Source organism: Candidatus Krumholzibacteriota bacterium (genome assembly GCA_016931295.1).
Taxonomy (GTDB): Bacteria; Krumholzibacteriota; Krumholzibacteriia; order Krumholzibacteriales; family Krumholzibacteriaceae; genus JAFGEZ01.
Genome location: JAFGEZ010000034.1, coordinates 19,547 through 44,489 on the forward strand (window position 1 = coordinate 19,547; position 24,943 = coordinate 44,489).

Sequence of the window (24,943 nt, forward strand, 5' to 3'; positions counted from 1 at the left end):
GGCGCGGCGGGCCGTTCCGTGGGCCCGCTGATCGAAGACCTACAACATCCGTGCCAGCGAGGGGGCTCACGGGCGGTCTGTGAAGAAATCGAGAGCCGAACGCAGTTCGTCGAGATCGATCTCGGTGTCCTTGCAGGGGCCCGCCGGGCGCGTGTTGGGCAGGCCGATCACGGGGATGACCGGTGCGATGTCCTGGATCCCCGAGACGAGATCGCGCTCGCAGGCGACGGCGACGATCGCTCGCGGTCGCGTCTCCTTGATGATCTTGCGGGCGATCGAGCCGCCGGGGGCCGTGTGGACGGCGACATCTTCGTATTCGCCGCAGATTCGCCGCGTCTCCAGAAGCAGATCCTTCCTGAGGCAGCGAGGGAGCAGGGTCAGCACGGGCCCGTCGCCGATCCCGCCGCGGACGAGCTGGTTGCTCACGCGGATGAAGGAATGGCTCAGGCGGTCGCGTGAGAGGCCGAACGGGGCGGCGAAACGAAGGGCGACGGGCAGGAGGAAGAAGAAGAGGTTCGCGCCCCTCGTGAGACAGATTCCCGTGTACACCGCCCGGCTTCGCAGCGCGGCGAGGAGAAGGAGATACCAGCAGAGCAGCAGCAGCGCCGCGGCGAAGACGAGGACCGTCAGGACGATCGGCCAGGGCCCGCCGAAGGCCTCGAACCGGGGAAGGACGAGATACCAGAACAGGAGGCCGAGGAGGATCAGGCCGATCAGTATGACGAGCGAGAGGAGCAGGAACGGCCGCTTGCCCGCCGACGCGTCGGCGTCGCCGGTACCGTCCCAGTCGGTCCATTCCTCGCCGAGGACCCGTTTGCGGTCGGTGCGCCTGTCGTCCGTGTCGCGTTCGTCGTTCATCGCATCGTTGTGGCGGCGATCTCCGCGCCGACGTGAAAAGAACCCTTGTGAATGTATCGGATCGGGCCGTAGTCTTCAACAGTTCTGTGCGGTATCGTCATGCCGAAACTTCGATCCGCGGGACGAGAAGGGAGCCGAGGATGAGCGACGGTCGGGCGCGAGCGTATCCTGCATTGGGGGCGGGTATCGTCGGCGTCTCGTTCGCCGCCATCTTCATCCGGCTCGCCGATGCGCCGCCGGCCGCGGTGGCGGCGCTGCGGCTCGTCTTCACCACGGTTCTCCTCGCCCCGGCGGCTGCCTTCGATCCGTCCTTCCGGCAGGAGATCGCCCGGCTCGACGGACGCGATCGCCTGCTGATCGCGTTCTCCGGACTGATGCTCGCACTCCATTTCGCGCTCTGGATCACCTCCCTGGCGATGACCGGCGTGGCGAGCAGCGTCGTCTTCGTGACGACGAATCCGCTCTTCGTCACCCTCTTCTCGATCATGTTCTTCGAGGAACACGTGCCGCGCGTCTTCTGGGCGGGACTGGCGCTGGCCGCGGCGGGGGCGGCCGTCATCGGCTGGGGCGACATCCCCGGCGCGCGCGTGACGGGGGACCTGCTCGCGATCGGCGGCGCAATCGCCGCGGCGGCCTATTTCCTCGTCGGCGGGCGCGTTCGGCGGCGCGTATCGCTTCTCACCTATGTCGTGCCCGTCTACGCGGTGGCCGCCGTCTGCCTGGTCGTCTTCGCCGCAGCGATGTCGACGCCGCTCGTCGGGCATGAACCGCGTGTCTACGTGTACTGCCTCCTGATGGCCGTCGTCAGCCAGATCGGCGGGCACACCCTCTTCAACTGGGCGCTCGGACGCCTCGGGACACGGATCGTGGCGGCCGCCACGATCGGCGAACCCGTCGGGGCGAGCCTGCTCGCGTTCCTCTTCCTGAAGGAAGTCCCGGGAGCGGCGGGATTCATCGGGGGTGGGCTGATCCTCGCGGGGCTCTACGTCTCCATCGCGCTCGGCGGGGCTGCGCCGGATCCCGCGATCACAGGCCGTCGATGATCGCGTTCACTTCCTGCACGAGACGGGGATCTCCCTGCCATGAGCGGGCGAATTCGACGAACCGCCGTTTCGCGGTTTCCATGTCGCCGCAGCGCATCAGCGCATGACCGAGGTAATAGAGGGTTCGGGGCGGCGTGTCTCCGCGGTCGGCGATCCCCGTCAAACTGGCGACGGCCTGCTCGTGCCGCCCCGTGGAGAGGTAGACGTAGCCGAGCTGGAGGATGAAGTCGGGATTTCCCGGTTCGAGCGCGAGCGCCCGCTCGAGGGCCTTCTCCGCCTCCGTCCAGCGGCCGAGCGCGATGTACGTATCGGCGAGGCCCTTCCACGCCCCGGGCAGCGAATCGTTCTTGTAGACGGCCAGGCGCAGGTTCCGTTCGGCCTCGCGGTAGTTTTCGACGGCATAGTGGGTCAGGCCGAGATGGAGAAAGAGGTCGTCGGAGGCGAGGCCCTGTTCCCGGGCCGATTGCAGCGTGACGAGGGCGTCCTCGTACATGTGCCGGGCGTACTGGACCTTGCCGAGGAGCACGAGGATCCGGGGATCTCCCGGCGCATACGTCATTGCCGAGACGAGTTGCCCGTAGGCTTCCTGGAAGTTCTCCTGGCGGTAATAGGCCTCGGCGAGGAAGAGATTGCCGTCGATATCGTTCGGCGACAGGCGAAGGGCGCGGGTCGCCCAGTTCTGCGCGGATTCGTAGTGCCCCGCTCCGAGCGTGACCGCAGCGAGGCCGAGGAGAGGCTCGAGGAAGTCGGGGTTCCTGTTGATCGCGCGTTCGTAGGATTGCTTTGCCTCGATGAATCTGCCCTGCAACTCGAGGCTCTTGCCGAGGCCGTAGTGGGTTTCCGGATCCTCCGGCGCGTTCGCCACCGCGGTGCGGAAATACGGTTCGGCGCCCGCGGGGTCGCCGAGGTCGATGAGAGCCATGCCGAGATTGTAGTTCGCGTCGGGATCCTCGGGCCGGTACTCGATGGCCTTTCTCCACATGTCGGCGGCGAGCTGCCAGTCCTCGTGCTCGGCTGCGTCGATGCCGAGGTTGTAGTACTCGATCGCCGGATCGGCGCACGAGGCGAAAAGAAGCACGATCGGGAGGAGGAGCGCGGCTCGGAGACCCTTCATGGAACTGACCCCTTTCGGCGGGGAAGACCCGGAACGCGGCACGATGTATTTGTAAGTGAATATTGTCAAACCGGGGGACGTGCTACAAGGGAAAAGAGCGGGAGCACTATGTCGCAACAATTACGACATCACGATATGCGAAGCGCTGACATAGTGACCCGAACGGAATGGATATCGGAAACAGGTAAATCACAACTCCAATTCAGGCTATGAGTTAATCATACTTTATCATTGACAATCGGGGTGATTCCTGTAGACTGGTTCACCAAACTTGCGTCCGCACCGGCCATGAAGAACGGCCCGACGGGCCGAAAAACAGGTGAGGGTGGCGACCTTATGATTGAAAACGAAACGGTTTACGAATCCAGCCTCGATCACGATTTCCTCGACGAGATCTATGCGCTTCCCGGCGGCCAGCAGATCAAGAAATGCATCCAGTGCGGCACCTGCAGCGGTTCCTGCCCGATGGGCTCGGTGATGGATCACGCGCCCCGGAAGATCTTCTCGCTCATCCGGGCCGGGTTCCGCGACGAGGTGCTCGATTCGAACACGATCTGGCTCTGCTCCTCCTGTTACACCTGCGCCGTCAGGTGCCCCAAGGAGATCAAGATCACCGACGTCATGTACGCGCTGAAGCGGCTCGCCGTGAAAGAGGGACGGACGCGCGGCAGGAAGGCCGTTGCACTGTCGCGGAATTTCGTCAGGATGGTCGACAAGTACGGTCGGAACCACGAGACGGAGCTCATGACGAGATACATCCTCGAAGCGGAGCTCTTCGGGGCCTTCCACTTCGTCTACCAGGGATGGGCGCTCTTCTCGAACGGGCGCCTTCCCCTGATGCCCAACCGGATGAAGAATATCGATCAACTCCGGAAGATACTGAAACGGGTCGACGAGCTGGGGGAGATCTAGATGAAGTACACGTACTATCCCGGTTGTTCAGTCCACGCGACGGCGAAGCACTACCAGGAGTCGATCGACGCGACGGCGCCGGCGCTCGGGATCGATCTCGAGACGCTCGACGACTGGAACTGCTGCGGCGCGACCGCCTACATGTCGGTCAGGGAGCTGATGAGCTTCGCGATCTCGGCGCGGAACCTCGCGCTCGCCGAGCCCTTCCACCGCGACGTGGTCACGCCCTGCAGCGCGTGTTACCTCGTGCTCAACAAGACGAACCACTATTTCGCGGATTACCCGGACCTCCGCAAGAAGATCGGCCAGGCGCTCGAGGCGGGGGGGTTGAGCTACAGCGGCAACATCCGCGTGCGGCATCTCCTCGACGTCTTCGTCAACGACGTCGGCGCCGAGACGATCGCCGGGCGGGCCGTGCGCCCGCTCGAGGGTCTCAAAGTGGCTCCCTACTACGGGTGCCAGATCGTCCGCCCCGAGGAGGGATTCGATGACCCCGACGATCCGCAGTCGATGGATCGCCTGATCGAGGCGTGCGGCGCGGAGTGCTCGCCCTTCCGGATGAAGACGAAGTGCTGCGGCGCGTCCCTGATGGGTACGGAGGAGAAACTCGCGCTGAAACTCTGCCGCGAGCTCCTCGAGGAGGCCGAGCGTTCGGGCGCGAACTGCATCGTCACGACGTGCCCCCTGTGCCAGATGAACCTGGACGTCTACCAGGGCAAGGTCAACAGGCTCTTCAAGACGAAATTCCGCCTGCCGGTCATCTATTTCACACAGATCGTCGGGCTGGCGCTCGGCATCGACGCGAAGAGGCTCGGCCTGCAACGCCTCGCCGTGAAGCCGACCGGGAACGTGAAGCGCATCTTCGAGGGAGCGTGAGATGTCAGAACGAATCGGTGTCTATATCTGCCATTGCGGGACGAATATCGCCGGAAAGGTCGACATCGGGACGCTCGTCGAACACACGAAGGGCCTCGCCGGCGTCCGGCTCGTCCGCGAGTACAAGTTCATGTGTTCGGATCCGGGCCAGGCGTTGATCCAGAAGGATCTCGAGGCGGGCACGATCGACCGCGTCGTCGTCGCCTCCTGTTCGCCCCTCATGCACGAGAACACGTTCCGAAAGGTCTGCGAGCGCTCCGGGCTCAATCCCTATCTCTTCACGATGGCGAACATCCGCGAGCAGTGCTCGTGGGTGCATCTCGACGGGGGATTGTCCACGGAGAAGGCGAGGGATCTCATCTCGGCCGCCGTGCACCGCGCCCGGTTCCTCGAGCCGCTCGAGAAGCGCGAGGTCTCGATCAACCCCCGGACGCTCGTCATCGGCGGAGGCATCGCCGGCATCCAGACGGCGCTCGATCTCGCCGACGCAGGCAAGCCGGTCGTCCTCGTGGAGAAGGAGCCCTCGATCGGCGGCCACATGGCTCAGTTCGACAAGACCTTTCCGACACTCGACTGCTCGGCGTGCATCCTCACGCCGCGCATGGTCTCCGTGGGGCAGCACGCGAACATCGATCTGCTCACCTGGGCGGAGGTCGAGGAGGTCAAGGGCTTCGTGGGCAACTTCACCGTGAAGGTGCGGAAGAAGGCCAGGTACGTCGATCCCCAACTCTGCAACGGATGCGGGACCTGCTGGGAGAAATGCCCCGGCACGCGCGTTCCGCGCAAGGGCAGCGTCCACGAGAAGCTCTCGCTCGGTCCGACGACCTCGATCTACATGCCCTTCATGCAGGCCGTTCCTCCCGTCCCCGTCATAGACACCGAGACCTGCATCCATTTCACGAAGGGCAAGTGCGGGATCTGCAAGGAGCAATGCGAGCGCGGTGCGATCGACTACGACATGAAGGACGAGATCGTCGAGTACGAGGTCGGCAACATCGTGATCGCCACGGGACACCAGGTCTTCGACCCCACCATCATCAAGCGGTACGGATACGGTTCCGTTCCGAACGTGCTCACCGCCCTCGAATTCGAGGTGCTGAACTGCGCGTCCGGATCGACGGGCGGCAGGATACTCATGGCCGACGGCTCGGAGCCGAAGTCGATAGGGATCGTCCACTGCGTGGGGAGCCGCGACCGCCACTATCACGAGTACTGTTCGCGCGTGTGCTGCATGTACGCGCTGAAATATGCCCACCTGATCAAGGAAAAGACCAACGCCGAGGTCTACGATTTCTACATCGACATGCGTTGCTTCGGCAAGGGCTACGAGGAGTTCTACGATCGCCTGCTCGGCGAGGACGTGCGCTTCATCCGCGGCAAGGTCGCCGAGGTCACCGAAGTGCCCGAGCGCTCGGCCGAGGAGGGAAAGCTGATCGTCTCGGTCGAGGACACGCTGCTCGGACTCGTCCGGCGCGTGCCCGTCGACATGGTCGTGCTCTGCACCGCCCTCGAGGCTCATGACACGCTGCCAGCCGTCGCGAAGATGTGCAGCGTGAGCATCGGCAGGGACGGTTTCATCATCGAGAAGCATCCGAAGCTCGGCCCGGTCGCCACGGCCACCGACGGCGTCTTCGTCTGCGGGACGAGCCAGGGCGCGAAGGACATCCCCGACACGGTGGCGCAGGCATCGGCCGTCTCGGCGGCCGTTTTGTCGATGATCACGAGGGAGAAGATCGAGATCGAGTCGGCGACGGCGGAGATCGACGAGGAGCGGTGTTCGGGGTGCCGCATCTGCAACAACCTCTGTCCGTATCTCGCCATCGAGTACGACGACGAAAAGGGCGTATCGAGGATCAACGAGGCGCTCTGCAAGGGATGCGGGACCTGCGTCGCCGCGTGCCCGAGCAACGCGATCACGGCGAAACACTTCTCGAACCGGCAGATCCTCGCGGAGATCGAGGGGATCCTGTCCGTTTCATGACGGAAGGGCGAGTGTGAGCGAGAACAGCTTCGAACCCAGGATCGTCGGTTTTCTCTGCAACTGGTGTTCGTACACCGGGGCAGACCTGGCCGGGACCGCGCGCGTCAAGTACGCGCCGAACATCCGCTCGGTCCGCGTGATGTGCAGCGGCAGGATCGAGCCGACATTCATCATCAAGGCCCTCTTCGAAGGGGCCGACGGCGTGCTCATCGCGGGGTGTCATCCCGGCGACTGCCACTACCAGGAGGGAAACTACAAGGCTCTCCGGCGGTACCGTCTTCTCAGGCGGATTCTCCCCGAATACGGCATCGATCCGGAGCGCATCCGTCTCGAGTGGGTCGCGGCGTCCGAGGGGGAGAAATTCGGACGGATCGTCGATGAATTCACCGAGCAGATCAGGTCACTCGGTCCCCTGCGCATCAAGGATGCCGTCTTCGAGAGCATGAAGGACGACGTCGTCGAGCACGAGGGGGAGGGCGCGGAGAATACGGGAGAGGGCGCATGAAGCTGAAAACCGGCATCTACTGGGGGGCCGCCTGCGGCGGCTGCGACGTGGCCGTGCTCGATACGCACGAGAAGCTCCTCGACATCGCGGACCACATGGAGTTCTTCCTCTGGCCGTGCGCGATGGATTTCAAGTACGAGGATGTCAAGGCGCTCGATGACGACTTTCTCGACATCGTCCTGTACAACGGCGCGATCCGCAACTCGGAAAACGAGGAGATCGCCAGGCTGCTTCGCCGGAAGGGGAAGGTCATGGTCGCCGTGGGCGCCTGCGCGCACATCGGCGGCATCCCGGGCCTGGCGAATTTCTACACGCGCGACGACATCCTCAAACGCGTGTATATCGATTCCCCCTCGACGACGAATGACGAGGGGACGCTCCCCGTCGAGCATTGGGCGAACGGTGACGAGAAGCTCGAACTGCCGCGTTTCTACAACACGGTGAAGACGCTCGACCAGGTGGTCGATGTCGATTATTACCTGCCCGGTTGCCCGCCCGTGCCCCAGCAGATCGTCAATGCCCTGACGGCCGTATGGGAGGGCGCTCTGCCCCCGAAGGGATCGATCATCGGAGCGGGCACGAAGACGCTCTGCGACGAATGCCCGCGCGTCAAGGAAGAGAAGATGATCCCGGCGATCAAGCGAACGCACATGATGATCCCGGATCCGGAGCGATGCCTGCTCGAGCAGGGGCTCGTCTGTCTCGGGCCGGTCACCCGCGAAGGCTGCGGCGCGCGATGCATCAAGTCCGGCGTGCCGTGCCGCGGATGCTACGGCCCGCTCGACGAGGTGCCCGACATGGGCATGAAGATGCTCAGCGCGCTGGCTTCGGTGCTCGAGCCGAAGGAATTGAAGGAGATCGACGAGATCGTCGACATGATGGTCGATCCGTTGAGGACCTTTCATCGTTTCAGCATGGCGGCATCCATACTGAGGAGGAAAAACACATGAAGCGCATCCAGATCGACCCCATCACCCGACTGGAGGGCCACGGCAAGATCGCGATCTTCATCGACGACGACGGTTCGGTGAAGAACGCATATCTACAGATCCCCGAGCTGCGGGGATTCGAGAAGTTCGTCGAGGGTCTCCCCGTCGAGGAGATCCCGAGGGTGATGCCTCGGATCTGCGGGGTTTGACCGGCCGCACATCATATGGCCTCGGGTAAGGCCGTCGACAACGTATACAACGTCACGATCCCGTCTCCGGCGAAGAAGCTGCGCGAACTCTATTACATGGCGCACTTCATCCACAGCCACGCGGCGCATTTCTACGCCCTCGGCGCCCCCGACTTCGTCGTCGGCCCGGACGCGCCGAAGGCGAAGCGGAACGTGCTCGGCCTGATCGAGAAGGTCGGGCTGGAGACGGGCAGGGAGGTCATCCGGCAACGGGCGATCTCGCAGGACATCCAGATCATCGTCGGAGGGCGCGCGACGCACCCCGTGTGGAACATCCCCGGCGGCGTGGCGAAAGCCCTCACCCCCGAGGAACGCGAGAAGCTGCGGCCGATGGCGCAGGACCAGCTCCTATTCGGGGAACTCGGGCTCAAGATCTTCGCGGACGTCGTTTTGAAGAACGAGGCGTACATGGACCTCGTTCTCGGCGACGGATACGAGCTGGTGACGAACTACATGGGGCTCGTCGACCAGAACAACCACGTGACCTTCTACGATGGCCGCGTCCGCGTGGTGGACACGATGGGCGAGGAGATCCTCACGTACACCGAGCCGGAGTACCTGGATCATATCGCGGAGCATGTCGAGCCGTACTCCTACCTGAAGTACCCGTACCTCAAGGCGCGCGGGTGGCACGGTTTCCAGGAGGGACAGGGGACGAGCATCTACCAGGCCGCGCCGCTGGCGCGCCTCAACGCCGCGGATGGCATGGCCACGCCGCGCGCGAACGAGGAATTCCAGAAGATGTTCGACACGCTCGGCGGGAAGCCGTCGCACAAGCTCATGGTGCACCACTGGGCGCGTCTGATCGAGCTCCTCTACGCCGCGGAACGCCTGATCGAGCTCGTCGAGGACGACGAGATCATCGATCCGAACGTCCGCGTCATCCCGTCGACGACGCCGAACGAGGGGGTCGGGATCATCGAGGCGCCTCGCGGGACGCTCACGCACCATTTCAAGACCGACGAGAACGGCATCGTCACCGAGGCCAACCTGATCGTCGGGACGACGAACAACAACGCCCCGATCTCGATGGCCGTGAAGAAGGCGGCGCAGAAGTTCATCGGGAAGGGCGGCGAGGTCACCGACGGGCTGCTCAACATGGTCGAGATGGCTTTCCGGCTGTTCGATCCCTGTTTCAGCTGCGCCACGCACAGTCTTCCAGGACAGATGCCCCTCGTGGTCGAGATACGGAACGAGGAGGGAGAACTGCTCAATTCGGTTTCGCGGTAGCGGGTCGATCGCGAGGGAGATGTTGGTGAATACGATCGTCGTCGGTATGGGGAACACCCTGCTCAGTGACGACGGGGCAGGCGTGTTCGTCGCGCGCGCGCTGGAGACGCGTCTCGAGGGAGCGGCCGAGGTGCGCGAATCCGAGACGATGGGACTCGATATCGTCGAGATGCTGCGCGGATACGACCGCGCGATCATCGTCGACACGATCATGCTCGAGGGGGAGGAACCCGGCACGGTCTTCCGCCTCACGGAAGAGGACATCCGGATCACGCCCCGCCTCGCGTCGGTTCACGACGTCGATCTCTTCACCTCTCTCGAACTCGGGCGCCGATTGCGGTTTCACATGCCGAGCGAGGTCGTTATATTCGCCGTGCAGGCGCGGGATCCGTACACCCTCTGCGAGGGGTGCCTGCCGGAAGTCGAACGGGTCCTTCCGGCGCTCGCGGACGAGGTGGCCGGCCTCGTGACGGGGCGTGGAAACGGGCGCGTCTCGATATCGCTCTCCGAAAGGAAGAACGGACGTGCATGAGGTCTCCCTCGCCCGGAACATGCTTTCCTCGGTGGAGGAGGCCGTCCGCCGCGAGGGGGGCGGAACGGTCAAGGTCGTGCACTGCAGGATCGGGGAACTCGCCGGCGTGAGCGTCGACGCGCTCTCTTTCGCCTTCGACGTCCTCTCCCGCGGCACGCCGGCCGAGGGCGGCCGGATCGAGTGCGAACGGATCCCCCTCAGGACGCGCTGCCGTGACTGCGGAAAGGAATTCGCTCCGGGCGAGGTCGTCCTCGCCTGTCCCGCGTGCGGGGGGCGGATGGATATCCGCAGTGGCAGGGAGATGGAAGTCGATTACATCCTCATGGACGAGGAGAACGGCGAGCGCACCTCGTGAGGAACGGGGGAGGACAATGCACCAGGTGAACGTCGGCGAGGACATGCGGGAACACAACCGCCGGATCGCCGCGGAGAACCGGGAGATGCTCCGGTCGCACGGCGTCGTTTCCCTCAACATCATGAGCGCGCCCGGAGCGGGGAAGACCTCGCTTCTCGTTCGCACGCTCCCCCATATCGGCGAGACGGCGCGGGTCGCCGTCATCGAGGGTGATCTCCAGACGAGCCGCGACGCGGAGCGCATCGCCGAGACGGGCGTGGCCGTGCACCAGATCACGACGGGAGAGGTCTGCCATCTCGACGCCGCGATGGTGCACTCGGCGCTTCACCGGATCGATCTCGATCTGCTCGACCTGATCCTCGTCGAGAACGTCGGGAATCTCGTCTGCCCGGCGGAATTCGATCTCGGCGTCGACGGGCGGGTGATGCTGCTCAGCGTCACGGAGGGCGACGACAAGCCGCGGAAATACCCCCTGATGTTCATGCAGTCGAGACTCCTCGTACTCAACAAGATCGATCTGCTGCCGCACGTCGATTTCGATGTCGCGCGGGCGTCGGGCGAGGCGCGGGAACTCAATCCGGATATCGAGATCATCGAGCTCTCCTGCCGCACGGGCGAGGGGTTCGAAAACTGGCTTTGGTGGCTCGACCGGTTTCGCAAGACGAACGGAGGCGCGTGATGTGCCTCGGCATTCCCATGCGGATCGTCGAGGCGGAGGGGCCCGAGGCCGTCGTCGAATCGGGAGGCGTGCGCAAGAACGTCCGGCTCGATCTCGTCGACGGGCTTCGCGTCGGCGACTACGTGCTCGTGCACACGGGGTACGCGATCGAACGGGTCGACGAGAAGGAAGCGCTCGAGACCCTCGATCTCATCAGGCAGGTCCACGAGGCCGGCAGGCGGGGCGCGATCGATCCCGAAAGCGGATCGATTGAACGGCCATGACGGACGATTTCCTCGAACGATTCCGCGATCCCCGGACGGCGGCGTCGATCGCACGTACGCTCTCCGGGGTGGTCTTGTCCCGTCCCGTGACGATCATGCACGTCTGCGGAACGCACGAGCACACGATCGCACGCGAGGGGATCAGGTCGTTTCTGCCGGACAGACTCCGCCTCGTGGCGGGGCCGGGGTGCCCTGTCTGCGTCTGCCCGGCGGGGGACATCGATCTCGCCGTCGCCGCCGCGCGACTGGACGGCGTGATCGTAACGACCTTCGGCGACATGTTTCGCGTTCCGGCCACCGACGGTTCCCTCGAGGAGATGCGGGCGGCGGGCAGGGACGTCCGGGTCGTCTACTCGCCGCTCGACGCGGTCGACCTCGCGCGCGAGCATCCCGAACGGGAGGTCGTATTCATGGCGGTCGGTTTCGAGACGACCGCCGGACCGATCGCCGCTTCGCTGCTCGCCGATCCTCCAAACAACTTCTCGATCATTCCATCGCTTCGGCTCGTGCCCCCCGTGATGCGGTTCCTGCTCGAGCGGGGAACGGGGCCGGTCGAGGGATTCCTCCTTCCAGGCCATGTCTCCACCGTGCTCGGACGCGCGGGGTACCGTTTTCTCGAGGAATACGGCGTTCCGGGGACCGTCGCCGGCTTCGAGTCGACGGACGTGCTGCTCGCCGTCCTCGATCTCGTTCGAGCGATCGAGGCGGGGCCCCCGTTCCGCGTGACGAACCTCTACAGCCGCGTCGTGAGCGAGGATGGCAACGCCCGTGCGAAGGAGACGATCTCGCGCGTCTTCACCGAGGATGACGCGTCCTGGCGGGGGATCGGCGTCATCCCGCGATCGGGACTCCGGCCGGGTCCTGGATTCGAGCGGTTCGACGCCGTCCGGCGGTTGGGTCTCGTTCGTCCCGCTCATGCCGTCGACGTTCCTCCGGGATGCCTGTGCCACCGCGTCATTCTCGGAGACGCCGAGCCGGAGGAATGCGGCCTGTTCGGCACGGCGTGCACGATCCGGCGGCCGGCCGGTCCCTGCATGGTATCGAGCGAGGGAACCTGCCGGGCCAGGTTCGAGTACCGGCGGGCGCGAAGAGGACCCGAAAAACGTTGACCGTGCAATCGGCGTACCGTAACCTGAAAAACCGTTGGGACGCTTCGAATATCCGGTGTTCGAGCCCGGTATGATTCTCCGGAAGCAGGGACGACCGGCGACGGCCGACCGTCCCGCCTCGGGGGGATCCGGGAAAGGAAGGAACCCATGCAGGTGTATTTCGGCAAGCGTCCGGTGTCGTTCACCGGGCGGGCGGTCCAGAGGATCGTCCTCGTCGTCGTCGCGATCGTCCTCGTCACGTCGGCGTTCTACTCGATCGGGGCCGACGAGGTCGGCGTGATCCAGCGATTCGGCAAGTACGTCAGGCAGACCGAGCCGGGTCTGCACATGAAGGTTCCATTCGGAATCGAGACGGTGCGGAAGGTCAAGGTCAAGAAGGTCTTCAAGAGCGAATTCGGGTTCCGGACGATTCGGGCCGACGTGCGCACGACGTACAGCCCGAAGAAGTTTCTCGAGGAGTCGCTCATGCTCACCGGTGACCTCAACGTCGCCGAGGTCGAGTGGATCGTCCAGTACAAGGTGAAGGACCCGTACAAGTTCCTCTTCAAGATGAAGGATCCGGTCGAAACGCTCCGGGCGATGTCGCAGGCCGTGATGCGGCGCATCGTCGGAGACAGGACCGTCTCGGAGGTTCTCACCGTCGGCCGCGTCGAGGTCGCGAAGGAGGTCGAGATCGGCCTGCAGCAGCTCCTCGACAACTTCGACTCTGGATTGCAGATCGTCACGGTGAAGCTCCAGGACGTCAATCCTCCCGAGCAGGTGAAGACGGCCTTCAACGAGGTCAACCGCGCGAAACAGGACAAGGAGAAGATGATAAACGAGGCCTGGGAGGACTACAACAAGCGCATCCCGCGGGCGAAGGGCGAAGCGGAGCAGATGATCGCCGAGGCGGAGGGCTACGCTCTCCGCCGGGTCAACCGCGCGATGGGCGACGTCGCCCTCTTCAACCAGGTCTACCGGGAGTACCGGACGGCCCCCGACGTGACGCGCCGGCGGCTCTATCTCGAGGCGATGGGCGAGGTGCTGCCGAAGATCAAGGAGATATACATCGTCGACGAGAAGCAGAAGTCGATCCTGCCGCTTCTCGAACTCGACGGTCGCCCGAAGGGAGGTGGTCAGTGATGAACGCAGGACGTTTCTTCGGGTTTCTCGCGCTCCTGATCATCGTCATCGCCGTGCTGTCGAACACCTTCTACACGCTGAGCGAATCGGAGCAGGCGATCGTCACCCAGTTCGGCAAGCCGATCGGCGGCGCCATCGTCAAGGCGGGGCTGCACGTGAAAGTGCCCTTCGTCCAGACGCTGCACCGTTTCGAGAAGCGGATCCTGATCTGGGACGGTTCGGCCGACCAGATCCCCACCTCCGACAAGAAGTACATATACCTCGATACGACGGCGCGCTGGCGGATCGTCGATCCGCTGATCTTCTACCAGTCGGTCGGCAACATACGCGGAGCGATGGGGCGCCTCGACGATATCGTCGATTCGGCCGCGCGGGACGTCGTATCCCGCTACCTTCTGATCGAAGTGGTCCGGAACTCCAACCGCATCCTCGACACGGAAATCGAGGAGACGGAGATCGACGAGGGGGGGACCGCATCCCTCGAACGGATCGAGGTCGGACGCGAGGAGATCACGAAAGAGGTGATCGCGCGCGCGTCGGAACTCGTGCCCCAGTACGGCATCGAGCTTCTCGACGTCCAGATCAAGGGACTCAACTACATCGAGGACGTGCGCAAGAAGGTCTACGAGCGCATGAACTCCGAGCGGCAGCGGATCGCCTCGAAATACCGCTCCGAGGGAGAGGGCAAGCGGGCCGAGATCGTCGGGATGAAGGAGCGCGAACTCAACCGCATCCAGTCCGAGGCGTACCGGAAGAGCCAGGAGATCCGCGGAGAGGCGGACGCGAAAGCGACGAGGATATACGCCGACGCCTACAAGCAGGATCCCGAGTTCTACTCCCTGCTCAAGACGCTCGAGATCTACCGCACGACGATCGGCGAGAACTCGCGAGCGATCCTCACGACCGACAGCGACATCTACCGCTATCTCAAGACGACCGGGAGGCGGTAACCGCTCTATCGCCGGGTGGCGCGCCGCCACCCGGCGATGCACCACATCCCCGCGCGGCACGGAGCGGCGGGATCGAAAGGGGGATGGCGTGACGACGATCGATCGCGTCATGAGGTTCTGTCTCGTCGCGGCGCTCGTCGCGGCGGTGAGCGTGCCGGGCGGGAACGCACGTGCCTGGAACCAGTCGGAGATCGACTGGCTGACCATCGATACCGAGCATTTTTCCGTTCATTACCACGAGGGGCTCGAGTGGAGCGCGGGCCGGGCCGCGGTCATCGCCGAGGAGGTCTACCGCGCACTCACCTGCTACTACGCATTCGAGCTGGATGACAGGGTCCACATCAACATCTCCGACAGGGCGGATCTTCTCGAGGGCGCGGCCTTCTATTACCTGAACCGGATCGACATCAACCCGACGGAACGCGAATTCCACTTCCGCGGCACGGCGGACTGGTTGCGGAACGTCATCACGCACGAGTTCACCCACATGGTGTCCCTCCAGCGGTCGATGAAATATCCACGGCGGATTCCCTCCTTCTTTCTGCAGGCCATTTCCTTCGAACGGGAGAAGCGCCCGGACGTCATCACCGGCTATCCGAATTTCCAGGGTTCGTTGCCCGTGCCCGGCGAGGTCGTTCCCAACTGGTTCGCCGAGGGAGTCGCCCAGTACCAGTGCGATGTCGCTCGCAACGACATCTGGGATTCGCATCGGGACATGCTTCTCCGGACAGCGGTCCTCAACCATCGCCTTCTGACGCTCGACGAGATGTCCGTTTTCGGCAAGGGAAGCCTCGATGCGGAGATGCTCTACAACCAGGGCTTCTCGCTCGTGCGGTTCATCTCGACCGAGTACGGGCGGGAGCGGATCCCCGAACTGATCGGAGCGCTCTCCCGGCCCTTCCGCGCGGGATTCGACGGCGCCTGCCGTGAAGTGCTCGGCATGGGGGAAGGCGAACTCTACGCGCGGTGGCGTGCGCGGATGGAGGTGGAATACGGGGCGACTGCGAAACGAATCGAGACGGCGGCACGCGAGGGCCGCACGATCGCCAACCCGGGCTTCATGAACCTGTTTCCGGTGCCCGATCCGCGTTCAGAAAGGATATTCTTCCTCTCGAACGGCGGGCGAGACTACGCCGGCACCGATCTCGTCGCGCTCTCTCCGGACGGCGGGATAGAGGAGGTCGCCGGTGATGCGTCCACGAGATTCGACGTGTCGCCTGACGGCGCCGCGATCTGTTTCGCTCGGCGGACGCGCGACAACGACCGCGGCTATCGATTCTACGACCTGTTCGTTTACGACACGCGGAGCGGAAAGACCCGGCGCTTGACGCGTTCACTGCGCGCCACCGACCCGGCTTTTTCGCCCGACGGCACGGGGATCGCATGCGTCGTCGATCAGGGCGGATCGCAGCGGATCGCCATCGTCGCCGCGGCGGACGGCACGGAACGCATCGTGACGCCTCTCGTTCCCGGGAGGCAGTATTTCGGCCTGTCATGGGGCGCGGGGGGGATACTCGCCTCGCGCTTCGACGGCGCGAGCAGGGATGTCGTCCTCGTCGATCCCTCGGACGGGACGGAACGGCCGCTCGCGGCGGGAATGGCGGACGAACGGGATCCGGTCGCGGACGGCGAAGGCGGATTCCTCTTCTCGAGCGACCGGACGGGCATCTTCAACATCTATCACCGCGGCTTGGACGGCCGTCTGACCAGGATCACGAATACGATCGGGGGAGCGTTCGCGCCGCGGATCGTCGGCGACGACCTTCTCTTCACCGCGTACGGCGACGACGGGTTCGAGATCAGGCGGCTCGACGGATGGCGTTCCGGTTCGGTCGCCGTCGAACCGGGCGAGGACGATGCGTTCCTGGTCGAGCGGCGGCGGCGATGTATCGCCGCGCCGTCGGGATGTCTCGGCGAGGCGGCGCGCGACTCGCTCGAACGGGCGGTGCGAGCCCAGGTCGACGAGAAACGATCCTTCAACCTGGGCTATTCGCCGCTGTATCTCTTTCCCTCGATCATGGTATACGACGGCTCGCCGCGGATAGGGCTCACGTTCGACGCGAGGGATATCATCGACAGGCAGTCCGTCTTCGCCACGGGTTCGATGAACGCGGACTGGGAGTTCGATGCCTACGCCGGGATCGAGATCCGCCAGTTCAAGCCCACCTTTCTTCTCGAGGTGTTCAGGAGCAGGAAATACTACGAGTTCTCCGCCCTCGAGCAGGGGAGACAGATCGAGTTCAGAACACGCTACGATCTCTGGGACGCCTTCTTCACCTGCCGGTTCGAACTGAAGAAGCCGGAGGCATACAGCCGGAAGGACGTCTCCCTCGTCTACAACCACGGCGAGTACGGTCTGAATATAGAGGCATGGGAGGTCTTCGATCAGGAGGTCGGCTGGAACTACTACAAGGCGAACGAGTACTCGGCGATGTTCGACTGGGTGTCGATCCGCAGGGAAATCGACGCGGACATCAATCCCCGCGCCGGCAGACGGTTTCACCTTGAAGCGGCCGTCGCCCGTGACAAGCTCTCGTCGGGGGAATTCGAGTACGTGTTCCAGCCGATCTACGACGAAAACGACTTCAACCGGTTCGAACTCGCCTGGGAGGAATACGTGCCGCTGCCGTTCTGGCGGCACGCGCTTTCCGTCCTCGTTCGCGGCGGGCACATCGACAATCCCGATGTCGACGATTTCTTCGATTTCTATCTCGGGAGCCGTGACGGCCTGCGGGGATACACCTACTACTCTCTCGGAGGCAAGAACATGGCGATGGGGCGGGTTCTCTATCGCTTTCCCATCCTGCGTGGCATCGACCGCCGGTTCGCGGTCATGCACTTCAGCTCGCTGTACGGCGGCGTCTTCGCCGAGGCGGGGCAGGCATGGGATGTCGGGGACCCCTCGTGGGACGAGGCGAAGCGGGATATCGGGTTCGACCTGCGGCTGAAAGGATTCACCTTCTACAGCTATCCGTTCGCCGCGTCCTTCGAGGCGGCATACGGCCTCGACGACGTGACGTACGCCGACCCGTTCAACTCGGAACTCGCCTTCTACGAGGGAAAGCAATGGAAATTCTACGGGAGCGTGCTGTTCGGTTTCTGACGGTACGGCCGAGGAGACGGGGATGCGGATCACACTCGCGGGATTCAATGTAGAGACGGCGTGGATGAAGGAGGGCGGAAGGCGGGGGGATCCGACGCCGGAAGTCATCTCCGCCTCCTATGCGCGGACGACCCGCGATCCCCGTTCGATCGACGAGATCCGGCGCGACGCGCGCGGCCAGGTGGAAAAGGCCAGGCGTTCGAACGAACGCATCGTTTTCGGGCTCGGGCATTCGTCGATCGCGGAGCATGCCGTCTTCAATTTCGACCTGACCGGCGTATCGCGGCTCGCCGTCGAGGCGGTCGAGCACTTCCGGCTCGCCTCGTTCACGGAAAAGTCCCAGCGCTACATCCGCCTCGGGCGCGACATCGTCACGCCGCCGGAAGTGCGGAAGGCGCGGCTCGCGAAGAGATTCGTCGCGGAGGCGGAGGAGTTGCACCGCACGTACGGCGCCCTCCTCGGACGTATCGTGAAATCAGGGAGGGAGGAAAGCGTGGCGCGGGAGGACGCGCGCTACGTCATGCCCCTCTCGACGGCGGCGCAGCTCGGGATGACCGTCAACGCGCGGGAGCTCGAGTACATGGTGCGATGCCTGTCGGCCGATCGACTCGGGGAGGTGAGGGCGATCGCCGCGGAATTGTCCAGACTGGCGAGGGCCGTCGCCCCGTCGCTCGTGCGCTACCCCGAGACGACGACGTACGTGCGGAATCGGCACGAGGCCCGCGAGGATATCGGCGACGGGATGACGGGTTCGGCGGGGGAGGCCGTGGCGGACGACGATCGCGTGCGGTTGATCTCGTGCACGCCGAAGGGTGACGAGACGCTCGCCGCGGCGCTGATCTTCGCCTCCTCGCGCTGCCCGTGGAAAGACGCGGCGGCGCGGGCGGCCCTGATCGGCCCCGACGGACGCGCCGAGATCGTCGCCCGGACGATGCGCGGCATCGAACCGTGGGATCCCGTCTGGCGCGAGTTCGAGGCCGTGCATCTTTTCTACGAGACGGTCGTATCGGCGTCCTGTTTCGCGCAGCTCAAGCGCCACCGCATGGCCACGATACTGCCCCAGCCGTACGATGCGACGCTCGGCATCTCGATTCCCCGGTCGATCCGGGAGGCGAGAGGCGTCGGGGAGATCAGGAAGGCGGCGGCGAGGGCCGTCCGACTCGCCGGCTCGATCGCACGCCGTTCGCCGGACGCGGCTCCCTACGCCTTCCTCAACGCCCACCGGAGGCGAGTGGCGATCGGCGTCAACCTCAGGGAACTCTACCACTTTTCGCGCTTGAGAAGCGATCGGCACGCACAGTGGGAGATCAGGGAGATCTCCGACCTGATGTGCCGGCTCGCCTCGCGGCGGCTTCCGGCCGGGTCGATGCTGCTCGGCGGCAAGGACGTTTTCGATGAGCGCCGCGCGTCTCTTCCGGGCGCCGGGGGAGGGGACGGCGGATGACCTGTCGCTTCCTCGATATCGTCAGGATGCGACGCAGCGTCCGCGCATACCGGCCCGACCCGGTGCCGAGGGAGCTGATCGAACGCTGTCTCGAGGCCGTGAGGTACGCCCCGACCGCGTGCAACAAGCAGGCGTGGCGCTTCTGGGTGACCGGCGGAGAGACGAAGGACAGGATCGTGGCCGAGGCGCTCGGCGGCATCGTGCCGAACCGGTGGGCGTCGACGGCACCGGTCATCGTCGCGGTCGCGATGCGGCTCAACGCCGTCACCTACCGGGCGGGCGCGTTCGTCAGGAAGATCGACTACCATGCGGTCGACGCCGGAATCGCCGGGGAGCATTTCGTGCTGCAGGCCGCCGAATGCGGACTGGGCACCTGCTGGATCGGCTGGTTCGACAAGAAGAAGGTCAAGCGCATCCTCGGCATCCCGACTAACTGGGACGTCCCCGCGCTCATCGCGCTCGGGTGGCCGGCGGAAGAACCGGCAGGCATGACGCGGGCGCCTGTCGCCGAGATCTCCGAGTTCCGCGGAGGTGACGGGGGATGAAGGCGGTGCGGCCGATCGCCCTCGCCTTCGTGATCGTCGCCGCGGCGCTCTGCGGGTCGATCCGTGCAGGGTCGCCGGCAATCGGCGCCGAAGATGCTCCCGGAATCCCGGCTTTTCCGCCGCCGTCGCGGATCGTCTCGCTCTCGCCGAGCACAACGGAGATACTCTTCGCGATCGGGGCGGGAGATCGGATCGTCGGCGTGACCCGGTATTGCCGCTACCCGGCCGAGGCCGCATCGATACGGCGGGTCGGCGGGTATCTCGATCCCAACTACGAGGCGATCGCCGCTCTCGAGCCGGACCTGGTCGCGATCCTGCCCGAACAGGAATCGATCAGGAATCTTCTCGGTCGTCTGGGCATTCGTTTCGTCATCGTCGACAACAAGCGGATCGAGGACATCGTCCGGTCGATCGGCACGCTCGGTGTCGTCTGCGGCGAACAGGAACGGGCGAAACGGCTCGTCTGCGGTATCGAGGAGCGCATCGAGGCGGTGCGACGCGGCGTGGCGGGGCGTCACCGTCCCCGGGTACTCGTTTCGGTCGAACGCGAGGTCGGCGCAGGCGTCGTCAGGGAACTCTACGCCGCGGGGCGCGGCGGCATCTACGACGAACTCGTCGAGCTCGCGGGCGGGGAGAACGCCTACCGGCGCGAAAGCCCCGCCTTTCCGCTCATCTCGGCGGAGGGGATCGTCAATCTCGATCCGGACGTGGTGATCGATCTCGTCCCCGACGTCGAGGGCCGCGGTATCGACACCGCGGCGGCCGCCGCCGACTGGGACGGCATTCCCGGATTCGGGAAGAAAAGACGGGTCTGCGTGGTGACGGCCGATTACGCGTTCATCCCGGGGCCGAGATTCCCACGGTTCCTCGAGGATCTCGCCGGCATGATCCACCCGCGAGATTCGACGGAGACGCGATGAAGACGCCGGCCATCGAGATCGAGAATCTCGGTTGCAGCCTGAACGGCAACCGGATACTCCGCGACGTCGATCTCTCGGTCGGTCGGGGGGAATACCTTTCCCTGATCGGTCCGAACGGCGCGGGAAAGACGACGCTTCTCCGCTGCGTCACCGGTCTCCTGGGGACATGGACCGGGTCGATACAAATCGGGGGGGAGCCGACACGGGACATGAAAAGAAAGCGGCTCGCCGCGATCGCCGGATTCGTTCCGCAGGCGGATTCCCGTCATGTGCCCTTCACCGTGGAAGAGTTCGTGCTGATGGGGCGGTATCCCCACCTCAGCCCTTTCACGGCCGTCGGTCACGGGGATCGGGCGGCGGTCTCGGACGCTCTCGAGAAAACCGGAACGAGCCGTCTCGCGGGCAGGCGGGTGGATTCGCTGAGCGGCGGGGAACGGCAGATGGTGATGATCGCGGCCGTGCTGGCGCAGGGGGCGTCGATTTTGCTCCTCGACGAGCCGACGACCTTTCTCGATCCCCGGCATCAGGCCTCGGTCAACGACCTGCTCCGGCGGCTTCATCGCGACGAGGGCAAGACGATCGTCACGGTCACGCATGACATCAACGCGGCCGCCCTGCTCGGGGACCGGGCGGCGATCCTCGTCGACGGCAGGATCGTCCATGACGGTCCGTCGGGGTCAGTCATGTCGAACGACATACTCGAGCCCGCCTACGGGACCCGGTTCATCTTCGCCGCCCACCCGCAGACCGGACGCCCGGTCATCGTTCCCCGAAAGGATGGCAGATGAGCGCGCATGGAGGGAGATTCGTCGCGATCGCGGGGCTCTTCGCGGCGATCGTCCTTCTTCTCGCGCCGTTCATCGGCATGGAGCGGATCGGGCCGTCGGATCTTTCCGGGGACGCCGACTCCACGGTAAAGGAAGATATCTTCTGGAAGATCCGCGTGCCGCGGACGATCACGGCGTTCATCGCGGGAGCCGCGCTCGCCATCGGCGGCATGGCTTTCCAGGCGATGTTCCGCAACGCGCTGGCGACGCCGTTCACGCTCGGCGTCTCGAGCGGCGCGGCCTTCGGCGCGGCGCTCGCCATCAAGACGGGGCTCGCATTCTCGTTCATGGGCCTGGCCGGCCAGTCGGCGAGCGCATTCGTCTGGGCGGTCGTATCGGTAACGATCGTCTATGGACTGACCCGGGTCAGGCACGGCTCGTCGACCGCGACGATGCTCGTCGCGGGGGTCGCGGTGAATTTCTTTTTCGCCAGCCTCATCCTCTTCATCCAGTACATGAGCGATTTCGAGCATTCCTTCCGCGTCGTCCGGTGGCTCATGGGGGGCTTCGAGATCGTCGGCTACGGGCCGGCTCTCGTGATGGCCCCGTTCGTCGTCGTCGGCGGATCCTGCGTCCTCGCGAGGGTCCGGGAACTCGATCTGCTGACCGTCGGGGAGGACCTGGCGGCGAGCAGGGGCGTCGACGTGAAAAGAACCAGGATGATCCTCTTCGTCGGCTCCTCCCTGATGGTCGGCGGCGTCGTTTCGGTGTGCGGCCCGATCGGTTTCGTCGGGATGATGAGCCCGCACATCTGCCGTATCCTCGTCGGGGCGGGCCATCGGGCTCTCGCGCCGGCGACCGTGCTGTTCGGCGGCGCATTCCTGGTGATCTGCGACACGCTCGCACGGACGGTCATCGCGCCGGCGGAGATGCCCGTCGGGATCGTCACGGCGCTTCTCGGCGGCCCCTTCTTCCTCTGGCTGCTCGTTTTCGGAACGGCGGGCGAACGGATACAGGAAAGCGGATGAGAGGAGTGCAAAGATCGTGAAACGTGACGTTCCGGGGAGGAAGGGGCAGATGGGCCGGATAGCGGCCGTCCTGAGGCGCATGCGGTGCACGGCGCCGGGCGTCGTCGCGGACGCGTTCCGCGAGTTCATCCGGCAGCGCTCGCTCGAAACGGGGGCGGGTATCGCCTATTTCGCGTTCTTCTCGCTGTTCCCGCTTGCCGTCTTCCTCTTCTCGATCCTCTCGTACGTGCTCGACGAGAAGACGATCATCACCGAGGTGATGCGGATCCTCGATCGCGCCTTCCCTGCGGGACAGAACCAGTTCGTCAGGCTCGTGGACGAGAATCTCGGCATCCTCTTCCGCGGTCGCGGTTCGCTCAGCATCATCGCCATCGTCGGACTCTTCTGGGCCGGCTCGAATGTCTTCGCGGTTCTCGTGAGGTACATCAACCTCGCCTGGGGCGCTCGCGCCGTGCCGCTGACCTTCATACGCAAGCGGCTCTTCGCCTTCGCCGGCATCGTTTCGCTCGCTCTCACGATCGTCGCCTCCTTCCTGTTGAACACCGCCGTCGACATCGTCTCGCAATTCGATCTTCCCTTCCGGCACGGGGAGAAACTCGCCGGTACGGCCGGCTGGACCTATTTCACGGACGCCGTGCCGTACATCTTCGGATTCCTGCTGCTTTCGGTGATCTATTACTGGGTGCCGAAGACGCAGGTCCGTCTGCGAGAGGCGTGCGGTGGGGCTCTCGCCGCGATCGTCGCACTCCGGCTTGCCTATGCGGGGTTCAAGTGGTCGATCGTCGCCGGGGTGCTCAACTACCGTGTCGTCTACGGTTCGCTCGCCACGGTGGTCCTTTCCCTCTTCTGGATCTACATCTGCAGTCTCGTCATACTGTTCGGCGCTCATCTCGGCGCGGCGATGTCCCGGTGTCCGGTCGGTCCTGCCGGGAGCGAACGGAACTTTTGACCGGCGGGCATACTTCCGGTACAATCCGCGAGGGACGCCGCTGCGGCGACCCGTAAAAAGGAGGGGAAGGATGCAGACCTACATCCTGCTGACGAAACTGACCACGGAGGTCAGTCGCCAGATGAAGGAGCGGGCGACGATCGGGCGCGCCTGGCTGGACCGCGTGAAGGAGAAGTGCCCCGAGGTCACGTTCGTCGCGCATTACGCACTTCTCGGCAGGTACGATTTCCTGGACATCTTCGAGGCGCCGGACGAGGAGGCGGCGGCGAAGGTGTCGATGATCAGCCTCTCGAACGGGGCCTTCCAGGCGGAGAGCCTGATCGCCATCCCGTACCGGCGGTTCCTGGAGCTCACGGAGGAGATCTGAAGGGCATGAAGAGTTTTCGCAGGGAGCTCTGGTTCGACGTCCCCGCGCGCAGGGCCTTAGTCAACATCACGCCGGAAGTGGAAGCCTGTCTCGCCGAGAGCGGGATCGTCGAAGGCCTGCTCCTCGTCAACGCCATGCACATCACCGCGTCGGTCTTCATCAACGATGACGAATCCGGATTGCACGCCGATTACGAGGAGTGGCTCGAGCGCCTCGCCCCGCACGAACCGGTGGAACGATACCGGCACAACCGCACCGGAGAGGACAACGGCGACGCGCATCTCAAGCGGCAGGTGATGGGGCGTGAAGTCGTGGTCGCCGTCACGGCGGGGCAACTCGATTTCGGACCGTGGGAACAAATATTCTACGGCGAATTCGACGGACGGAGGCGGAAACGCGTCCTGGTGAAGATCGTCGGCGAATAGATCGCGAGGGTCTTCGATCAAGCCGGGACGGTCGTCGTTCACGTCACGGGCACGGGGGCTCTCGTGGCGTCAGTCGCCGGATGAGGGCCGCCGGGCACTGCTCCGGGGCAATTTTTTAGTAATCTCTAACGCATAGTATAGCAATGAGTAACGTGGTTCGGATGTCCGGCGCAGAAACGAGGGGCTTGACTTTCCGGCAAGAATGTTAAATATTACGCATGTTACTGGATTAACATGTTGAGCGGTAACATGCGTTTCGATGGATGCCCGGGTGCGCTCGGGGCGCGAGGGAGGTCGATGTGCTCAAACCGGATCTCAACGCATTGACGCGACGCGAACGGCAGATCATGGAGGTCGTCTACCAGCTCGAGGAGGCGACGGCCGTCGAGGTGATGGAAGGCCTGCCCGACGCGCCGGTGAACGCGACCGTCCGCACGATGCTGAACGTCCTCGAGGAAAAAGGCTATCTTCGCCACACCGTCGAGAAGGGGCGGTACATCTATCACCCGACGATACCGTTTCGCAAGGCCCGCTCGACGCTTCTCGACAACGTGGTCGACACCTTCTTCAAGGGCGCCGAGGCGGACGCGGTGATCGCCATACTCGGGAAGGCGGATGCGAGGCTGTCGGAAGCCGAGCGGCGCCGGATCCTCGATCTCATCGAGGAATCACGCAGGGAGGGGAGGTAG

26 protein-coding genes are annotated in these 24,943 nt (G+C 64.5%); 24 read left to right on the forward strand and 2 right to left on the reverse strand.

All coding sequences use genetic code 11. The annotated features are described in order from the left end of the window. Nucleotides 1–66: 66 nt before the first annotated feature. Nucleotides 67–858, reverse strand: a complete 792-nt coding sequence (locus tag JW876_08590; protein ID MBN1885565.1) for a DUF116 domain-containing protein — start codon at nucleotides 856–858, stop codon at nucleotides 67–69. A 140-nt stretch (nucleotides 859–998) separates the two neighbouring features. On the opposite strand from JW876_08590, the gene JW876_08595 reads away from it, so the two are divergent. After that, nucleotides 999–1,901, forward strand: a complete 903-nt coding sequence (locus JW876_08595; protein ID MBN1885566.1) for a DMT family transporter — start codon at nucleotides 999–1,001, stop codon at nucleotides 1,899–1,901. Here the strand turns inward: JW876_08595 and JW876_08600 are convergent. Then, nucleotides 1,885–3,015: a tetratricopeptide repeat protein gene (locus tag JW876_08600; GenBank protein MBN1885567.1), complete on the reverse strand. Its 1,131-nt coding sequence runs from the start codon at nucleotides 3,013–3,015 to the stop codon at nucleotides 1,885–1,887. The genes JW876_08595 and JW876_08600 overlap by 17 nt on opposite strands. A 336-nt stretch (nucleotides 3,016–3,351) precedes the next feature. Here JW876_08600 and JW876_08605 point away from each other — a divergent pair, with 336 nt between their 5' ends. The 23 genes from JW876_08605 to JW876_08715 all read left to right on the forward strand — a co-directional run bounded on the left by JW876_08605 (nucleotide 3,352) and on the right by JW876_08715 (nucleotide 24,943). Continuing rightward, nucleotides 3,352–3,927 (forward strand): 4Fe-4S dicluster domain-containing protein, encoded by a 576-nt coding sequence (locus tag JW876_08605; GenBank protein MBN1885568.1) that lies wholly within the window; start codon nucleotides 3,352–3,354, stop codon nucleotides 3,925–3,927. Next, nucleotides 3,928–4,803 (forward strand): CoB--CoM heterodisulfide reductase iron-sulfur subunit B family protein, encoded by an 876-nt coding sequence (locus JW876_08610; protein ID MBN1885569.1) that lies wholly within the window; start codon nucleotides 3,928–3,930, stop codon nucleotides 4,801–4,803. Nucleotide 4,804: 1 nt separating this feature from the next. Beyond that, entirely contained in the window at nucleotides 4,805–6,784 is a 1,980-nt protein-coding gene (locus JW876_08615) for a CoB--CoM heterodisulfide reductase iron-sulfur subunit A family protein (protein ID MBN1885570.1), read from the forward strand. Between the two features lie 13 nt (nucleotides 6,785–6,797). Further along, complete coding sequence (locus JW876_08620; GenBank protein ID MBN1885571.1) at nucleotides 6,798–7,289, forward strand: hydrogenase iron-sulfur subunit; 492 nt, start codon at nucleotides 6,798–6,800, stop codon at nucleotides 7,287–7,289. Continuing rightward, the gene (locus JW876_08625; protein ID MBN1885572.1) at nucleotides 7,286–8,239 is read left to right on the forward strand and encodes an oxidoreductase; all 954 of its coding nucleotides are present in this window, start codon (nucleotides 7,286–7,288) and stop codon (nucleotides 8,237–8,239) included. The genes JW876_08620 and JW876_08625 overlap by 4 nt, the downstream gene beginning before the upstream one ends. Further along, complete coding sequence (locus JW876_08630; GenBank protein MBN1885573.1) at nucleotides 8,236–9,696, forward strand: Ni/Fe hydrogenase subunit alpha; 1,461 nt, start codon at nucleotides 8,236–8,238, stop codon at nucleotides 9,694–9,696. Before JW876_08625 ends, JW876_08630 begins: the two co-directional genes overlap by 4 nt. A 25-nt stretch (nucleotides 9,697–9,721) precedes the next feature. Next, a complete protein-coding gene (locus JW876_08635; GenBank protein ID MBN1885574.1) occupies nucleotides 9,722–10,228 on the forward strand; it encodes a hydrogenase maturation protease in 507 nt (168 codons plus the stop codon). After that, nucleotides 10,221–10,583 carry a hydrogenase maturation nickel metallochaperone HypA gene (gene hypA, locus JW876_08640; protein ID MBN1885575.1) on the forward strand — a complete coding sequence of 121 codons (363 nt, stop codon included), beginning with the start codon at nucleotides 10,221–10,223 and terminating at the stop codon, nucleotides 10,581–10,583. Before JW876_08635 ends, hypA begins: the two co-directional genes overlap by 8 nt. Nucleotides 10,584–10,599: 16 nt before the next feature. Next, the gene (hypB, locus tag JW876_08645) at nucleotides 10,600–11,262 is read left to right on the forward strand and encodes a hydrogenase nickel incorporation protein HypB (GenBank protein ID MBN1885576.1); all 663 of its coding nucleotides are present in this window, start codon (nucleotides 10,600–10,602) and stop codon (nucleotides 11,260–11,262) included. Further along, nucleotides 11,262–11,525, forward strand: a complete 264-nt coding sequence (locus JW876_08650) for a HypC/HybG/HupF family hydrogenase formation chaperone (protein ID MBN1885577.1) — start codon at nucleotides 11,262–11,264, stop codon at nucleotides 11,523–11,525. The genes hypB and JW876_08650 overlap by 1 nt, the downstream gene beginning before the upstream one ends. Continuing rightward, a complete protein-coding gene (gene hypD / locus JW876_08655) occupies nucleotides 11,522–12,634 on the forward strand; it encodes a hydrogenase formation protein HypD (GenBank protein MBN1885578.1) in 1,113 nt (370 codons plus the stop codon). Before JW876_08650 ends, hypD begins: the two co-directional genes overlap by 4 nt. 147 nt (nucleotides 12,635–12,781) lie before the next feature. Then, nucleotides 12,782–13,756 (forward strand): FtsH protease activity modulator HflK, encoded by a 975-nt coding sequence (gene hflK / locus JW876_08660; GenBank protein MBN1885579.1) that lies wholly within the window; start codon nucleotides 12,782–12,784, stop codon nucleotides 13,754–13,756. Next, complete coding sequence (hflC, locus tag JW876_08665) at nucleotides 13,756–14,706, forward strand: protease modulator HflC (protein MBN1885580.1); 951 nt, start codon at nucleotides 13,756–13,758, stop codon at nucleotides 14,704–14,706. Before hflK ends, hflC begins: the two co-directional genes overlap by 1 nt. A gap of 88 nt (nucleotides 14,707–14,794) precedes the next feature. Then, nucleotides 14,795–17,809 (forward strand): hypothetical protein, encoded by a 3,015-nt coding sequence (locus tag JW876_08670; protein ID MBN1885581.1) that lies wholly within the window; start codon nucleotides 14,795–14,797, stop codon nucleotides 17,807–17,809. 22 nt (nucleotides 17,810–17,831) lie between these two features. Next, nucleotides 17,832–19,253, forward strand: a complete 1,422-nt coding sequence (locus JW876_08675; protein ID MBN1885582.1) for an FAD-dependent thymidylate synthase — start codon at nucleotides 17,832–17,834, stop codon at nucleotides 19,251–19,253. Then, nucleotides 19,250–19,798 (forward strand): nitroreductase family protein, encoded by a 549-nt coding sequence (locus JW876_08680; protein ID MBN1885583.1) that lies wholly within the window; start codon nucleotides 19,250–19,252, stop codon nucleotides 19,796–19,798. The genes JW876_08675 and JW876_08680 overlap by 4 nt, the downstream gene beginning before the upstream one ends. Continuing rightward, nucleotides 19,795–20,718, forward strand: a complete 924-nt coding sequence (locus JW876_08685; GenBank protein MBN1885584.1) for an ABC transporter substrate-binding protein — start codon at nucleotides 19,795–19,797, stop codon at nucleotides 20,716–20,718. Before JW876_08680 ends, JW876_08685 begins: the two co-directional genes overlap by 4 nt. After that, nucleotides 20,715–21,506 (forward strand): ABC transporter ATP-binding protein, encoded by a 792-nt coding sequence (locus JW876_08690; GenBank protein MBN1885585.1) that lies wholly within the window; start codon nucleotides 20,715–20,717, stop codon nucleotides 21,504–21,506. Before JW876_08685 ends, JW876_08690 begins: the two co-directional genes overlap by 4 nt. Continuing rightward, complete coding sequence (locus tag JW876_08695; GenBank protein ID MBN1885586.1) at nucleotides 21,503–22,513, forward strand: iron ABC transporter permease; 1,011 nt, start codon at nucleotides 21,503–21,505, stop codon at nucleotides 22,511–22,513. The genes JW876_08690 and JW876_08695 overlap by 4 nt, the downstream gene beginning before the upstream one ends. Nucleotides 22,514–22,562: 49 nt before the next feature. After that, nucleotides 22,563–23,462 (forward strand): YihY/virulence factor BrkB family protein, encoded by a 900-nt coding sequence (locus JW876_08700; protein ID MBN1885587.1) that lies wholly within the window; start codon nucleotides 22,563–22,565, stop codon nucleotides 23,460–23,462. A 70-nt stretch (nucleotides 23,463–23,532) separates the two neighbouring features. Beyond that, nucleotides 23,533–23,829, forward strand: a complete 297-nt coding sequence (locus JW876_08705; GenBank protein MBN1885588.1) for a GYD domain-containing protein — start codon at nucleotides 23,533–23,535, stop codon at nucleotides 23,827–23,829. Nucleotides 23,830–23,834: 5 nt separating this feature from the next. Beyond that, complete coding sequence (locus JW876_08710; GenBank protein ID MBN1885589.1) at nucleotides 23,835–24,254, forward strand: YjbQ family protein; 420 nt, start codon at nucleotides 23,835–23,837, stop codon at nucleotides 24,252–24,254. Between the two features lie 299 nt (nucleotides 24,255–24,553). Further along, nucleotides 24,554–24,943 carry a BlaI/MecI/CopY family transcriptional regulator gene (locus tag JW876_08715; GenBank protein MBN1885590.1) on the forward strand — a complete coding sequence of 130 codons (390 nt, stop codon included), beginning with the start codon at nucleotides 24,554–24,556 and terminating at the stop codon, nucleotides 24,941–24,943.

Excerpts from the sequence above, each read along its gene's own strand:
- JW876_08590 (MBN1885565.1), bottom strand. The coding sequence starts at position 858 with ATGAACGACGAACGCGACACGGACGACAGGCGCACCGACCGCAAACGG.
- JW876_08595 (MBN1885566.1), top strand. The coding sequence starts at position 999 with ATGAGCGACGGTCGGGCGCGAGCGTATCCTGCATTGGGGGCGGGTATC.
- JW876_08600 (MBN1885567.1), bottom strand. The coding sequence starts at position 3,015 with ATGAAGGGTCTCCGAGCCGCGCTCCTCCTCCCGATCGTGCTTCTTTTC.
- JW876_08605 (MBN1885568.1), top strand. The coding sequence starts at position 3,352 with ATGATTGAAAACGAAACGGTTTACGAATCCAGCCTCGATCACGATTTC.
- JW876_08610 (MBN1885569.1), top strand. The coding sequence starts at position 3,928 with ATGAAGTACACGTACTATCCCGGTTGTTCAGTCCACGCGACGGCGAAG.
- JW876_08615 (MBN1885570.1), top strand. The coding sequence starts at position 4,805 with ATGTCAGAACGAATCGGTGTCTATATCTGCCATTGCGGGACGAATATC.
- JW876_08625 (MBN1885572.1), top strand. The coding sequence starts at position 7,286 with ATGAAGCTGAAAACCGGCATCTACTGGGGGGCCGCCTGCGGCGGCTGC.
- hypB (MBN1885576.1), top strand. The coding sequence starts at position 10,600 with ATGCACCAGGTGAACGTCGGCGAGGACATGCGGGAACACAACCGCCGG.
- JW876_08650 (MBN1885577.1), top strand. The coding sequence starts at position 11,262 with ATGTGCCTCGGCATTCCCATGCGGATCGTCGAGGCGGAGGGGCCCGAG.
- hypD (MBN1885578.1), top strand. The coding sequence starts at position 11,522 with ATGACGGACGATTTCCTCGAACGATTCCGCGATCCCCGGACGGCGGCG.
- hflK (MBN1885579.1), top strand. The coding sequence starts at position 12,782 with ATGCAGGTGTATTTCGGCAAGCGTCCGGTGTCGTTCACCGGGCGGGCG.
- hflC (MBN1885580.1), top strand. The coding sequence starts at position 13,756 with ATGAACGCAGGACGTTTCTTCGGGTTTCTCGCGCTCCTGATCATCGTC.
- JW876_08675 (MBN1885582.1), top strand. The coding sequence starts at position 17,832 with ATGCGGATCACACTCGCGGGATTCAATGTAGAGACGGCGTGGATGAAG.
- JW876_08680 (MBN1885583.1), top strand. The coding sequence starts at position 19,250 with ATGACCTGTCGCTTCCTCGATATCGTCAGGATGCGACGCAGCGTCCGC.
- JW876_08685 (MBN1885584.1), top strand. The coding sequence starts at position 19,795 with ATGAAGGCGGTGCGGCCGATCGCCCTCGCCTTCGTGATCGTCGCCGCG.
- JW876_08690 (MBN1885585.1), top strand. The coding sequence starts at position 20,715 with ATGAAGACGCCGGCCATCGAGATCGAGAATCTCGGTTGCAGCCTGAAC.
- JW876_08695 (MBN1885586.1), top strand. The coding sequence starts at position 21,503 with ATGAGCGCGCATGGAGGGAGATTCGTCGCGATCGCGGGGCTCTTCGCG.
- JW876_08700 (MBN1885587.1), top strand. The coding sequence starts at position 22,563 with ATGGGCCGGATAGCGGCCGTCCTGAGGCGCATGCGGTGCACGGCGCCG.
- JW876_08705 (MBN1885588.1), top strand. The coding sequence starts at position 23,533 with ATGCAGACCTACATCCTGCTGACGAAACTGACCACGGAGGTCAGTCGC.
- JW876_08710 (MBN1885589.1), top strand. The coding sequence starts at position 23,835 with ATGAAGAGTTTTCGCAGGGAGCTCTGGTTCGACGTCCCCGCGCGCAGG.